Raw genomic sequence first — 13,817 nt, 5'->3', positions numbered from 1 at the left:
TATTGGTTTATAAACTGCACTTAAATGAACCTATCAGGTTAACTAATTTTTGAGCAGTGAGATTAATCGAGTGCTTCTATCGAAATAAAAAAAGCACGCGTTCGCCGCGTGCTTTTTTTATGTATAAACTTAAAATGCGTTTAGGGTGTTATCGCTTAACCACTGTTTGCGTTCAGCTGCATCTTCGAATAACTCATCTGCATTTGTAAATTGAGAAGCAATGACATATTCAATTGTTGCAAGAGGAGCTGTTAGCAAACGCCAGTTTAATACGATTGTATTATCTTGATTCGTAGCGTATTCTTCCCCTAACTCGTCCCACTTAACAGATTCAGGAGCATTGTCTGCTGCTTTTTTAACAGATTTCAAAGCTTCTTGGAATTTTTCACCTGCGCGGCCTTGGTACCATTCTGTTAATAATTGTCCAATACCTTCATTTGTTTGCTGCTCGTTCCAGCTTTCAGGTACTGTAGCAATGAATTTTGCACGGAATGTCATTTCAGCCTTTGCTACATCTCCACGAACGATGTTTAAGCGGTATTGACGTCCTAGGTAAGGGAATTTGTCTCCCTCTTCAAAAGAACCAGTTTTAGCTGCAGAAGCTGCTGCTTTAGGAGCCTCTTTTTTAGCTGTTTCTTTTTTTACTGCTTCTTTCTTTGGAGCAGCTGGCTTTTCCTCAGCTGGCTGTGAACCGTTTAGTTGTTTTAAAATCCATGTTGCTTTGCGTGCGATGATTGAACGCACATTGTTTTCATTAAGACCTCTCGGGATAATAACTTTTACCCCTTCTTTGTCACAAATTTGCACCGTGATATCGGTTCTATTTGGAACGACTTCAATTTTGTAGTCAATTGTTTGATTGCCTGTTTGATACGTATACATAAAATTTTTCGTACTCCTTTCTACAAAACTTCATTTTATAAGCAAAGGTAGAGTTTGGTCAAATGAAAGAATAATCAGACAGTTATCAACTGCTGTTGCAGCGCCTTGCAGAATGATATGTATTCCAATATTTAGTGGAAAAGCGCCAATAATAATTGTTTCAATTCTTCTTTAGTTTTTACAAAAAAATATAAAAATATGCCGATACTACTAATATAGATTAGACATTCTATGTCTTTAGATGGTATAGGGGATGAAAAAATGAAAAAAGTTTTTCAAAGTTTACGCATGAAAATGCTATGTATGATTGCAGCCATGGTGGCCATAACATCTACTGTAATTGAAGTAACAAATTATTATCTTATTGTGAAACAAGAGCAAGCAGCTTCGATTACGCTAGTGATTACATTTCTGTTTGTTTCTTTTACAACTACCGTGTTCTATTTTATCATACGTCGCTACATAATTGCGGTTGAAAATTTGTCAAAAACAATGAAAGGGATTTCAAACGGTGATTTATCTGTAGATGTTGTTCCTTTGAAAGGGAAAAATGAGATTAGTACACTCATATCTTCATTTAATGAAATGATGACTCACATGAGAATGCTGCGTCAGAAAATAAGTAAAACAAAGAACACGGTCAGTCACTCCTCAGAGCAATTGCTTGCAAGCATGGAGGAAACAAAAACAGCTGTGACAGAAGTTACGATGTCTATTCAAGAAATTGCTGCGGGTTCTGATAAGCAGTTGCTAAATGTGGTTGAAACCGAGCAAGCTATGGTGGATATGGCTAAGCTGCTTCAGAAAATGACTGATCATTCTTCAAAGGTACAACAATCGATGAACAGAGCCTCTGAACATGCTTCCACTGGCAATGTTTCGGTGAAAGAGGTGACGAATCAAATGAATAAAATCTATGAATCAGTTAAGATATCCACCAGTGAAGTAAAGGGACTCGAAGATCGTTCTACAGAGATTGGACGAATTATTGACACGATTACAAGAATTGCTGAACAAACAAATCTTCTTGCACTTAATGCTGCTATTGAAGCTGCAAGAGCTGGGGAACATGGAAAAGGTTTTGCTGTAGTAGCAGGGGAAGTACGTAAGCTAGCGGAAGAATCTAAAACGTCCGCTATACAAATCAGTCATCTGTTAAAAGAAATTGAAGCGCAGGCAAAGCAGGCTTATCAAAACATGGAAGTCAATACAGAAGAAGTCACACTTGGGATTGCCACTGTCGAAGATGTAACTGAACAATTTTCCACAATCATGGAAGATGTCTTTGCTGCTCAAGAACAAATGAACAAAATGACAAGGGCAACAGGAGAGATTGATGGGTATTCGTTCAAGGTAATGGAGTCTGTCATGGGGCTTTCAGAGGTTGCCAAACAAGCAGCTGCTTATGCTGAAGAAGTAGCCGCGGCTTCACAGGAGGAATTAGCATCTATAGAAGAACTTGTAGTGTTGGCAGCTAATTTAAAAGCTACGGTAAGTGAGTCCTAAAATTTGTCTTGATATGTAACAAATACGCGCAGAAAACTGCGTGTATTTGTTTTATTTATACCCTTTATAGAAAACGATAAATAGAATTGACACGTTATAAAAGCAGTTGTATAGTGAGGCAAGGCGGCAGTCTGTCTTTTTTAATTCTTAGTAAACTTATAAGTTAAATAAAATATTTAAGCACTACATAAGGAGACGAAGAGATGAAAAATGAATTCCGTTTGGCAACAAATGACGACGCAGATAGCTTATTGAACTTAACTCTGCAAGCATATAAGCCTATTCGAGAGCTAGGCATTCCTTTCTTAGCAGCTACTGCTGATCTTGCCCTCGTTAAGAAAAATATTTCTCAAAACCTTTGCTATGTATATGAAGAAGATAAAAGAATCGCTGCAACTGTGTCTATACGAATGCCTTGGGGAGAACATCCAGGTCCGTTTGCTGTTCCGCACCTTTGGTGGTTTGCAGTAGACCCGTCGTTTGCCAGGAAAGGCGTTGGATCTAAGCTGCTGCATCTAGTAGAGGAAGAGATAATAAAAAATACGTTTAAATCACCAGGTGTGTCTTTAGGAACAGCAAAAGAACATCCTTGGTTAGTTGAGATGTATGAACGAAAAGGATATGTTCAAGATAAAGAAAAGCACCTTGCAGAAGGTTATACGACCGTATTTCTTTATAAAAAATTCAATAAGGTACACTTTTTGTCGTAAAAGATAAAGAAGTGATCCAAATTAAGAAATGTGAAAGAGTGATAAATATGACAGATCAATTACTACTAAACGAGTTAATAGACATACGCCGTGAGCTGCATCGGTTTCCAGAGCTTTCAATGAAAGAATATGAAACAACTAAACGTATTAAAAAGTGGTTAAAGCACTATGATATTTCTATAGCGGATGCATTCCAATTAGACGTAGGGGCAGTAGCAGAAATTGTAGGAGGAAAGCCGGGACCTACTATCGCTATTCGAGCTGATATTGATGCTCTGCCAATTGAAGAAAAAACCAATCTGCCATTTGCTTCTGAAGTGAACGGTGTTATGCACGCGTGCGGCCATGATTTTCATACGGCTTCTATAATAGGAGCAGCTATCCTTCTTAAAGAGCGTCAGCAGGAGCTTTGCGGCACGGTTCGATTTATCTTTCAGCCAGCTGAAGAAACGGCTTCTGGGGCAAAAATGCTAGTTGAAAAAGGTGTGCTCGAAGGAGTGGAAGCGATATTTGGGATGCATAACAAACCGGATCTTCCTGTAGGAACCATTGGTATCAAACCGGGACCTTTAATGGCAAGTGTTGATCGTTTTGAAATTGACGTCAAAGGAGTAGGAGGTCACGCGGGTATTCCTGAAAAAACAATAGATCCGATTGCTGCTGCTGGTCAAATTGTTACTAGTTTACAAACCATTGTCAGCCGTAATCTCAGCCCCTTTCAAAATGTTGTTGTCAGCATAACTCAAATCCATGGAGGGAGCTCGTGGAACGTCATTCCTGACAAAGTAACGCTTGAAGGAACGGTGCGTACCTTTCAAGAAGAAGCGAGAGAAAAAATACCGGCTCTTATGAAACGAACTGCTGAAGGGATTGGGGCAGCTTTCGGGGCTTCAGTAGACGTTAAATGGTATCCATATCTTCCTGTAGTCAACAATGATGATACGCTGGAAAAACTGGCTACTAAAGCGGCAGAGGATCTTAGTTACCAAGTCGTAGAAGCTGAACAATCGCCTGGAGGAGAAGACTTTGCCGTATATCAGCAGCATGTACCAGGATTTTTTGTATGGATGGGTACAGCTGGAGAATATGAATGGCACCATCCTTCTTTTTCATTAAATGAAGAAGCATTACTTGTAGCAGCTTCTTATTTTGCTAATCTAAGCTTTCATTTTTTGAATTCATTCCATTACCGAAAAAATTAAAATATTTTTATTTTTCTATTTACGCGGATGGAATTGTTTGATAAAATAAATTTTAAATTAAAAAGTTATCACGAGTGGACGAGAGATCTGGCTCTTTGACTCCACAGCAACCTACGAATGTAAGGTGCTCCTACCAGCAAAGCATGTGCTTTGGGTGATAAAACGGGTGAAAAACTCATTTTGCATCAAAGCAAAATGAGTTTTTTTTATTTTTCTAAAAGGAGAGGGTTTTATGGGTCATACAGCAGTTGCAGCACATACAGGAGAGAAAGCATTAAAGGAAGCAGTGAAATTATTAGGAAAGCATTATCAAGTAGCTTATCGTGAGTTAGAAACATTTTATGAAATTGTGGTCGAAAACCATGTTCGTACATATGCTGTAGGCATAGATATTAAAGATGTACAAAAAGCAAATGAACTAGAAATTTATTCATCATGCTGTTCCAAGCTTGAGCGAGTAGGCTGTCTTTTATAGAAAAAGTCTGCTCGCGCCTCTATTTTTTAAGTGGTTTTAAATAGAAAGCATGGTTTTTGACAAGCAAAGAATCTGGTGGGTATAATCAATACTCACTAGGTTTTAAAATTGATCGTAAATTGTCGAAATTTTTACACAAATTAAAGGTTACATTCGAAATGAATTGTGGTATGTTATAAAACAAGAATATTTTATGAAAGGAGCATTGAAATGGAAATGTCTCTTGAACACGGAAACGATGCAGGAAGCGAACAGCTTATTGATCGTATCCTAGACTTTTTAGAAGATGACCAAAAGTAAAAAAAAGAGTGTGCGGTGCTATCCCTAGCCGCGCACTCTTTTTTTATCATGTGTGTAAAGGCAGCGCCATACTATGATACATAGGGATAGAATGAAAGGGTCTCTGTCAAAGGGATTGACGAATGGTTTTGTTTGATAGAAAATTTAGAAAAAGGAAAGAGATGAAGGGTATGTCGAACAAAACATCTTTGTATCAAACAAAAGAACAGTTAAAAAAACTTGTAAGCGAATTGGTTTCTATACCTAGCGTGACAGGAACGATGGCAGAAGTTGAAATAGCTGAATCGATAGCGTCGTATTTATTGAAGCTGCCTTACTTTCAAAAAAACGAGCAAGTCGAGCTTCATTCAACAGGAGACGGACGATCGATTGTCACAGCTTTTGTTCAAGGGAAAAATACGAATAAAACAGTTGTACTCGTAAGTCATTACGATGTAGTGGATGTACAAGATTATGGACAGTGGAAAAAGGATGCTTTTCACGCTGATACATTAACGAGTACTTTTTATAACCATATGGAACAAGTTCCGGCGCACGTACAAAAAGATATGATAAAAGGAGACTGGCTTTTTGGCCGAGGAACGATGGACATGAAAGCAGGCATTGCCCTGCATATCAGTATGGTTGAACGAGCATGCAACGGAGAGTTTGACGGAAACATCCTGCTGCTGTCGGTACCGGATGAAGAAGTAAATTCGCTTGGGATGAGAAAAGCAGTGCCTGTTCTTTTAGAACTTGCCCGCAAACATCAGCTGGATTTTTCTCTCATGCTAAATGCAGAACCGGTGTTCAGCCGCTATCCTGGAGATCAAACGAACTATGTGTACTCAGGATCGATTGGGAAGATCATGCCAAGCTTTTTGTGTTATGGAAAAGAAACTCATGTAGGGGAACCGCTAGCTGGTTTAAATGCTAACTTACTAGCTTCTTATTTAACAAAAGAAATAGAATTAAACGTTGATTTTTGCGAAAAAGTAAGAGATGAAACGAGTCCACCTCCTACGGTGCTGATACAAAAAGATTTAAAAGAAGAGTATTCAGTTCAAGTTCCGCACTCTGCCGTTGTCTTATTTAATTTATTTATGTTAAACCGCTCTCTTAAAGAAGTAACAGATCTGCTGTTGAAATCGGCTGACAAAGCGGCTTTGAATGTGAAAAAACATTATAATAAAGCTGCTAGGCAGTACGCTGCGGGAATGGAGAGTTCATCTCTTGACGTGAACGTATGGACGTATGAAGAACTTTATACTCATGCAGTCAAACAGCACGGTGAAAAATATGTGCAAGAAATGAAAGCAGCACTTTTGGCACAAGAGGATGATGATAGAAATAAAACCATTAACTTAGTAAACTCTCTAGTTGGTTTATGTAAAGAAGCAGCTCCGATGATGGTCTTATTTTTTACGCCGCCTTTTTATCCGGCCGTTTGTTCACATGATGACCCCTTTGTACAAGAGATTTTGTCAAACGTACAGGCAACTGCCAAAGAGCAGTTCCAAGTGGAGCTAGTTGAACAAAGTTATTTTGGCGGAATTTCGGATTTAAGCTATGCTAGCCTGCAGCATCCGCTTCAAACATTTAACACGTTAGTAGCCAATATGCCGCTATGGAATAAAGGGTATCATATCCCGCTAGAAGAGCTAGAGGAGCTGAAGATGCCGGTGCTGAACATTGGACCGCTGGGAAGAGATGCGCATCAATGGACCGAAAGATTAGACGTTCAGTATTCCTTTGAAATTTTGCCTCATTTCATTTATCAAGCTATAAAAGAAGCGCAGAAATAAACATCCGCCTGCGGATGTTTATTTGTTGAATTTAAAAGAAGCTCCTTGTACGGTAATTTGTTGCGGTGTTAGAGCGTGATCCAATTCAACCAAAAATGGACGCTCTCCAACTTTTTTTAATGTATCATGGACAACACCTTGTGTTCCGCTGCAAAAAATAAGGTTTCCTCCATTGACATATAGTTTTTGACAACGTGCATCAAGCAAAGAGTCTTTGTAGCTTTCGCCAGACTGAACGTCCAGCAGTTTCGTCCACTTGCTGATGGATTCTTCGAGGTTATGTACAGCACAGTAAATGTTTTTTAGCTGCAGCTGACCAGCTTGGTGGGAAGAAAGATCCGCTAGCTTTGGCTTGCGTTTTTCTTCTGGTTCACCCCATTCAATGAAAAAAGGAAGAGGCAGGGAATCGTGATCAGCTTCAATAAAACACATTTTCCATTGAAGTCTTTCTCCATCATTGGTTTGACGAGAACCCGCTACAGGACCTTTTACAGTGACGTTCTTGTTTTCCAGCTCTTTTATCAGCAAATCCATATCATCTGTACGAAGCGCAAATCGGCCAAAATGACCAACCGGTGTATGTTCGTTAACAAGCTGCTGAATAAGGTCATTATCTGTAACGTTTTGAGCTAACGCGATATCTCTAAGCCCAAGCCATTCAATATAGCTGAGGTTAAAATAAGCCAACGTGTTAAAAGTGCCCCATTTTTCATGGATGCCGCCTTTAATGACATGTATTCCGTATTCGTTTAGTTCTTTCTGAGCTTTAATAGGGTCAGGTGAAAAATGAACAAGATGATCAAAAGATAAGTGCATGGATAGGCCTCCTTTTAAAAGAGATTCTTTCCCATTATTATACGTTGTTTTCTTTTTCAAGAGGAGTAAAACGAATGATTATGTAAAATGAAAATCTTAAAAAAAGCAAGCCGCGTATGTTTTAAACTCGACTTGCTTTAGATTCATTTAGCGACGACAGCCATGCCCCTTATAGCAGCATCCAAATGATTTATTAAACCATGGATATGAGCAGCAAGGTGAACCGCAGCGACAGCGGCGACGGCTAGAACGGTGAGTAGAACGGCGAGTAGTGCGGCGAGTAGTGCGACGAGTAGAACGGCGAGTAGAACGGCGAGTAGTGCGACGAGTAGTGCGGCGAGTAGAACGGCGAGTAGTGCGGCGAGTAGAACGGCGAGTAGTGCGGCGAGTAGAACGACGACGAGAGCGCCTGTGAAGAGCAGTTGGCTCTTGGTACATAAATGTTTCAAGCTCAGTAGAAGCAATCGCTTCTGTTGCTTCTCTAATTCTTTCAGCAGTGATATGCATATAAACACCTCCTGGCTAATTCGGTACATAATACAATATGTACAAGGAAGGCGTTTGGATATAGTGAAAACATGGAATTTGTCTAAATTTGTGAAAGAAATGGAGTGGTTTTCATGCTTCAAATCCTCGAACATCAAAGAGTGGATATCGCTCTTCAAATAGTAGCTGTACAAATAGAAGCTTATCAAGAAGAAGCAAGGCTCATTGGTTTTTCAGATATTCCTCAGCTTACAGAAAGCAAAGAAGATATTATGAAAAGCAAGGAAGTGTTTATGGGAGAAATGATTGAAGGTAAGCTAGCAGGCGTGCTGTCGTTTGAAAAAGAAAATGAGCGATTAACGATTTGCCGCCTTGTTGTGCGTCCTCATTACTTTCGGAAAGGAATCGGAAGCCGTCTTTTAACACATGTACTTCAAAGATATTCAAAATGTGAATGTATGGTGTCTACAGCCGAAAAAAATACACCTGCGATTAAGCTATACGAAGCTCATCGGTTTTCAATTATAAAACGTACTGCAGCTGCTGATAATCTTGTGTTAGTAACGATGAAAAGAGATTGAGACATAGCTAAATTAATCCAAAGAACAATAAATGAACCACATGAGCTAGTAGAAATCGGCTGTTGATTTTCCTGCAAGACTTCGCTTTCCGCGGGCGGGCGCTGCGCCTTCTCGTCGCTTCCGCTCCTGCGGGGTCTCCTCTCTTCCGCTTATCCCGAAGGAGTCTCCGTCTTGCTGTTCAATCAACACAGCTAGCATACTCATAACAATAAAAAAATCCGAACGCGTTGGATTCTCCAGCAAGAATCTCGATTCATCGTTCGGATCTTCTTTCAACTAAAATAATATTGTCCCAGCCTCTACGATGAGAGTGTTTGCTCAGAATAATCTAGAGCTGTATGGCGCTGAATCAGCAGTAAAGCAGCTAAAGTGACAACCGCTCCAATAATAAAAGGCAGCGTCATATTGAGTTTAAAGGCAAATGCACCAAGCAGAGGCCCAAAAATACGCCCTAAGCTATCCATTGAGGCGGTTAACCCCGAAGCAGAGCCATATCCTACTTTGGTTCTCATTGTAATTAATGAGAGGACACAAGGACGAATAAGGGCATTACCTGCTGTAAATATGCACAAAAATAAGGTAGCATTAACGGCACTAGAAGATAACAAAATAGACGTAAATCCTATTGCTGAAACCAATAAGCCAATGGCCATCAGCTTTTTTTCATTTCCTTTTTTAAATCGCTGCAGCACACCGCCTTGAATCAGCGCTTGAGTTAAACCGCTCGCCATAAACATCCATCCGATTGTCGTAGGAGTAGCATTGATTTTCGCTATTTGAAAAAATTGAAAAGTAGCTTCTAAACCAGCGAGCGTAAAAGTCGCTAAAAATGAAAGAACATATAAATACTTCATAGCTCCTTGAAAATCTGACGTGAAGTCATGCCATCTCGATGTCTGTACTTTATCAGCAGATTCTTTTCGTAAAGATTCTTTTAACGTAAAGAATGAGAACGCTGTCATAATCAGTGACAAGATACCAGAGATAACGAAGGGGAAAAACAAGCCGAAAGATGAAAGGACGCCGCCTAATGCCGGTCCAAAAATAAAGCCTAAGCCAATCGACATTCCTAACAGTCCCATTGCTTTCGTGCGGTTTTCTTCATCTGTACTATCAGAAGCATATGCAAAAGCACAAGGAATAACAGCTCCTGCGAACAAACCTCCGATGATGCGCGACGTATACATTAAAGTCAGAGAGTTTTCTGCCACCGAAAAAAGAAAAAAGCTTGCGCTAAAGCCGAGTAAGCCCCAAAGTAAGATGGGACGCCGGCCTTTTATATCGGAAAGCTTCCCCCAAAAAGGTGCAGTAATAAAAGATGCGATCGAATAGCTAGCCATTAGTATTCCTAAATTGACCGTGCTTGCACCCGTGGCACGAATAACTTCAGGTACGATGGGGATGATCACTCCAAAGCCGACAAATACCATAAAAATAACAAACATTAATGTTCCAAGCTGTTTGTTCATATGCAATTAAGCCCCTTTCTCTGTAGAACATGCCGTGAGTTTAGTATACCAAATACAAAGAAGTTTTTTACGTATATTTGGTAAAAAACGTTTTATTTACAAATGGATAACTATGTTAATATTTACCTGTTGCACTGAGGATGATACAATTAAAAGAAAAGGGTCGTGAAGCGATTGCCAATATGGATTGTATTTGCTGGGATCATAGGCGGTCTTTTAGGATTTGGGGCGCTAGTGGACTATATAGCTAAAAAGAGAAGTATCGAGTTAGATCCAGCAGAAGGAATAAAGAATGCTTCTGATGCAGAACAAATCTATGTGGAAAATTATCTTTATCAAACAAAAGAAAATAACAATCACTTTCAATAAAAAAAGCTTGGAGAGAAATCTCCAAGCTTTTTTAATGCGGTAAAAAGATGAGCTGATAGAGAAATAAAACAGCAAAGACATACACAAGCGGATGAACTTGTTTGCCTTTTCCTTTTACCAGCTTCATTAACGGATAAGAAATGAAGCCAAGCGCAATTCCTGTTGCAATACTTGATGTAAGAGGCATCGCCAGAACAACTAAAAAGGCAGGGAACGCTTCATCAAAGTCATTCCAATTAATTTTAGCTACAGCACCCATCATCAAGCTTCCGACAATAATTAATGCAGGGGAAGTAATAGCTGCTACGCCAGAAACCGAGCTTACAACCGGACTAAAGAACGCTGCAACAATAAATAAAATGGCTACCGTTACACTAGTCAGACCTGTACGTCCGCCTGCTGCTACACCAGATGAAGATTCAACGTAAGCCGTTGTTGGGCTTGTACCAAATAAAGCTCCAATCGTTGTACCAAATGAGTCAGCAAGCAATGCTTGACGTACACGAGGCATCTTATTACCTTTCATAAGACCGGCCTGTTGAGCTACGCCTACCATTGTACCTGTTGTATCAAAAATCGTCACAAGTAAGAAAGAAAAAACAACTGTGTACAAATCATGATGAATAACATCTCCAAAAGCAGCAAAAGGATTTGAAATCATTAAGCCGTCTGGAAGGTGAGGGGAAGCAAACAAACCTTTATCAAATGAAAGCTGTCCTCTAAAGAAAGCAATTAATCCGGTAATAATCATACCGAAGAATAAAGCGCCGTTTACATTTAGCGTATATAAAATGATTGTAATCGCAAGTCCGATCAGTGTTAAAACTACTTTTTCAGACTGCAAATCACCAAGTCCAATTAAATTTGACTTATTTGCAACAATAATACCGGCTGAACGAAGCCCGATAAAAGCAATAAATAAACCGATACCAGCACTAATCGCGTGCTTTAAATTGTTTGGAATAGCTTCAATTAATTTTTCGCGAAACGATGTTAACGATAGGATGATAAAGATAATACCCGCTACGAATACAGCTGAAAAAGCAGTAGCATAGTCAATGCTTCCATTTGAACCAACAACTAAAGCAGCAAAGTACGCATTCATTCCCATACCGGGAGCAATCGCGATTGGATAGTTAGCTGCAAGAGCCATCCATAGCGTAGCTACGACTGCTGAAATAATAGTAGCTGTAAATACTTGATCAAAAGGAACGCCGGCGCTGGACAAAATAACTGGGTTCACAATGACGATATAAATCATGGTTAAAAACGTTGTAATACCAGCTAAAATCTCCGTTTTAGCATCCGTGTTATATTCTTTTAACTTAAACATAAGTAACCTCCAAAAATAACGAACATTAAAAGCAACATGATATATAATATTCGTTTTTTACTTGAAATGCAATAGATTTGCATATAAAAAATCAAAAACTGAAAAAGTGACGATAAAAGAGCTAAAACAAGTGTGAAATATTTCTTTTTTTCGGTGCTTTTTATAGTGTGTGCGTATAGAAGAGGCTCATACGAAAAAAAGCCGCTTGGGCTGCAGCGGCTATGTTGCTTGTTTTGAGGCAACGACTATTGGAAATTTTATTTTAATGGAAAGAGTTAAATCGTGATACGTATATTCCAAGCGTCCGTGGTAGTTGGAAACAAGTTCAGAAATGATCCACGTGCCAAGGCCTTCGTGGCGTTCTTTCTTTTCTGTAACATGAAAAGAAGTAAACAAGTGATCTTGACGTTCTCGTGATAAAGCAGCGGTAGAATTGCTGACTTCTAAAATGTAAATGCCGCTTCGAATCATACTCGAAACGGTTATCTCCTTTTTCTCAGAAGAATGAGCGGCTTCTAAAGCATTATGCAGTAAATTCATGATGAGATTCATTTGGTCAAGGTGGTTTAAAGGCAGCTGTGATAACGGTGAATCTAATTGAACATTCATATGTATTCCCCACGTATGTGCTTGATTCTTGCTTTGATGGACAACAGAAGCAACGTGCGAATGTTCACCTTGAATATATGAATGGGTATCATTCAAAGCTTCAACGTAATCTTGAATATACTCTTGTGCCTGCTGTCCTTGATTTGTTTCTAAAAGGTAGGATACGGCACTGACATGTTTAATAAAATCATGCCTTTCAGCCCTTAACGCTTGAAAAAGCTCATTGTTTTTTTGAATTTCACGTGAAGCACTGCTTTCCCGGTTGGTTACAAATATGTATTGTTGATAAGAAGAAAACATGTCAGTCATGTAACCAATCATTGCGATAACGGTTAAGCTAACACTAAAAGGTGAAGATAGGCTAAATAAAAGCAGGAAAAAAGCCGTCAGTACGATTGCTTTTTTTATAGTTAGTGAAGGAGCCGTTTGATATTTCTTTCTCCATATAAAAAATGAACCAATTATAAAAGAACTAAGTAGGAGATGTAAACTAACAGGCAGGTCTTTAAAAAAGAGGAGCACGAAAACAGTTAGTAAAACTAATGTGTAAAATAGTTTCATTTTAGATAGTCCCTCCTTTAAAAGTATTCTTTTTGCAAGATGTCTAAATTTGGTTTCGTGATTAAAGCTGTTTTTTCGGTGCTTTGAAACATCACTGAGTAGGAGTGCTTAGTATACAGGGAGAAATTTTGAACATAGGAAATGTTTATAATAAAAGCTCGATGCGACCTTAGAAAATGACTCGCTGTTAATTCTTTTTCAATTTCGTTTAATGATTGATAGGTACTAAATTCTCCATTTGTCGTTATGATTGTGGTAGAGCGACCCGTTCGTTCTGCAAATATAATATCTTGTTTGTTCAGCACTTGCATTTCGGTTTTTTGTTTTAAAATAAGCTTATCTCTTGTGTCAGTTGATTGTTTTTTTTGATGAAAACGCTGAATGCCTTTTAACAGACGCTCTTTAGAATAAGGCTTCATAATATAGTCTAAAACGTTGAGTTCAAATGCATGAACGGCAAAGCCGCTGTGCCCAGTGACAAAGATGACTTGAATATCAAGTGCGTAAGCATTGATAAAGTCTGCAAGCTCATAACCTGATAGCTTTGGCATTTCAATATCTGTAATTAATAAATCAATTTGATTTTTTTTAATTTCGTTATAAGCTTCCTCCGCGCTGCTAGTCGAAAAAAGTATGTCTATATCATCTTCTCTTTCTAAAGAAATCCTCAATTTCTCTAAATCATATGAATGATCGTCCACTAATCCTACTTTCATAAATAAAAACCCTCTTTG

At 38.9% G+C, this 13,817-nt stretch carries 15 protein-coding genes and 1 riboswitch; of the genes, 7 read left to right on the top strand and 8 right to left on the bottom strand.

Going from position 1 to position 13,817, the window contains the following annotated elements; translation table 11 throughout:
• Positions 1-129 precede the first annotated feature (129 nt).
• Positions 130-882, bottom strand: a complete 753-nt coding sequence (locus AC3WJG_RS10685) for a M48 family metallopeptidase (protein WP_050688243.1) — start codon at positions 880-882, stop codon at positions 130-132.
• Between the two features lie 261 nt (positions 883-1,143).
• Here AC3WJG_RS10685 and AC3WJG_RS10680 point away from each other — a divergent pair, with 261 nt between their 5' ends.
• From AC3WJG_RS10680 to AC3WJG_RS10660, 5 genes are all read left to right on the top strand, one after another.
• Positions 1,144-2,388 (top strand): methyl-accepting chemotaxis protein, encoded by a 1,245-nt coding sequence (locus tag AC3WJG_RS10680; protein WP_051421047.1) that lies wholly within the window; start codon positions 1,144-1,146, stop codon positions 2,386-2,388.
• A 203-nt stretch (positions 2,389-2,591) separates the two neighbouring features.
• Positions 2,592-3,098, top strand: a complete 507-nt coding sequence (locus tag AC3WJG_RS10675) for a GNAT family N-acetyltransferase (protein ID WP_337133460.1) — start codon at positions 2,592-2,594, stop codon at positions 3,096-3,098.
• A gap of 47 nt (positions 3,099-3,145) precedes the next feature.
• Entirely contained in the window at positions 3,146-4,300 is a 1,155-nt protein-coding gene (locus AC3WJG_RS10670; protein ID WP_028407850.1) for a M20 peptidase aminoacylase family protein, read from the top strand.
• 62 nt (positions 4,301-4,362) lie between these two features.
• A riboswitch (SAM riboswitch) is annotated at positions 4,363-4,464 on the top strand.
• 68 nt (positions 4,465-4,532) lie between these two features.
• Positions 4,533-4,775 carry a hypothetical protein gene (locus AC3WJG_RS10665; protein WP_028407851.1) on the top strand — a complete coding sequence of 81 codons (243 nt, stop codon included), beginning with the start codon at positions 4,533-4,535 and terminating at the stop codon, positions 4,773-4,775.
• A gap of 470 nt (positions 4,776-5,245) precedes the next feature.
• On the top strand, positions 5,246-6,859 hold the full coding sequence (locus AC3WJG_RS10660) for a M20/M25/M40 family metallo-hydrolase (RefSeq protein WP_337133458.1): 1,614 nt from the start codon (positions 5,246-5,248) through the stop codon (positions 6,857-6,859).
• 18 nt (positions 6,860-6,877) lie between these two features.
• Here the strand turns inward: AC3WJG_RS10660 and AC3WJG_RS10655 are convergent, their stop codons facing one another.
• Complete coding sequence (locus AC3WJG_RS10655; RefSeq protein WP_098333628.1) at positions 6,878-7,675, bottom strand: VOC family protein; 798 nt, start codon at positions 7,673-7,675, stop codon at positions 6,878-6,880.
• Positions 7,676-7,822: 147 nt separating this feature from the next.
• Positions 7,823-8,182, bottom strand: coding sequence for a CotG/ExsB N-terminal domain-containing protein (locus tag AC3WJG_RS10650; protein WP_492588210.1), 360 nt, complete (start codon positions 8,180-8,182; stop codon positions 7,823-7,825).
• Positions 8,183-8,295: 113 nt separating this feature from the next.
• Here AC3WJG_RS10650 and AC3WJG_RS10645 point away from each other — a divergent pair, with 113 nt between their 5' ends.
• The gene (locus AC3WJG_RS10645; protein ID WP_337133454.1) at positions 8,296-8,742 is read left to right on the top strand and encodes a GNAT family N-acetyltransferase; all 447 of its coding nucleotides are present in this window, start codon (positions 8,296-8,298) and stop codon (positions 8,740-8,742) included.
• Between the two features lie 45 nt (positions 8,743-8,787).
• On the opposite strand, the gene AC3WJG_RS10640 is transcribed toward AC3WJG_RS10645, so the two are convergent.
• The gene (locus AC3WJG_RS10640) at positions 8,788-9,018 is read right to left on the bottom strand and encodes a hypothetical protein (protein WP_034275570.1); all 231 of its coding nucleotides are present in this window, start codon (positions 9,016-9,018) and stop codon (positions 8,788-8,790) included.
• Positions 9,019-9,041: 23 nt separating this feature from the next.
• Entirely contained in the window at positions 9,042-10,211 is a 1,170-nt protein-coding gene (locus AC3WJG_RS10635) for an MFS transporter (protein ID WP_028407856.1), read from the bottom strand.
• Between the two features lie 165 nt (positions 10,212-10,376).
• On the opposite strand from AC3WJG_RS10635, the gene AC3WJG_RS10630 reads away from it, so the two are divergent.
• The gene (locus AC3WJG_RS10630; RefSeq protein WP_231504471.1) at positions 10,377-10,580 is read left to right on the top strand and encodes a hypothetical protein; all 204 of its coding nucleotides are present in this window, start codon (positions 10,377-10,379) and stop codon (positions 10,578-10,580) included.
• A gap of 31 nt (positions 10,581-10,611) precedes the next feature.
• Here the strand turns inward: AC3WJG_RS10630 and AC3WJG_RS10625 are convergent, their stop codons facing one another.
• From AC3WJG_RS10625 to AC3WJG_RS10615, 3 genes are all read right to left on the bottom strand, one after another.
• Complete coding sequence (locus AC3WJG_RS10625) at positions 10,612-11,913, bottom strand: NCS2 family permease (RefSeq protein ID WP_098248420.1); 1,302 nt, start codon at positions 11,911-11,913, stop codon at positions 10,612-10,614.
• A gap of 219 nt (positions 11,914-12,132) precedes the next feature.
• A complete protein-coding gene (locus AC3WJG_RS10620) occupies positions 12,133-13,083 on the bottom strand; it encodes a sensor histidine kinase (protein WP_098333624.1) in 951 nt (316 codons plus the stop codon).
• Positions 13,084-13,100: 17 nt separating this feature from the next.
• Positions 13,101-13,799, bottom strand: coding sequence for a LytR/AlgR family response regulator transcription factor (locus AC3WJG_RS10615; protein WP_098248418.1), 699 nt, complete (start codon positions 13,797-13,799; stop codon positions 13,101-13,103).
• Between the last annotated feature and the right edge of the window lie 18 nt (positions 13,800-13,817).

This window comes from Priestia sp. FW507-14D1A (assembly GCF_058781295.1).
Note: the sequence above shows the minus strand (reverse complement) of the source record. Positions and strands in the feature narration are given on the sequence as shown.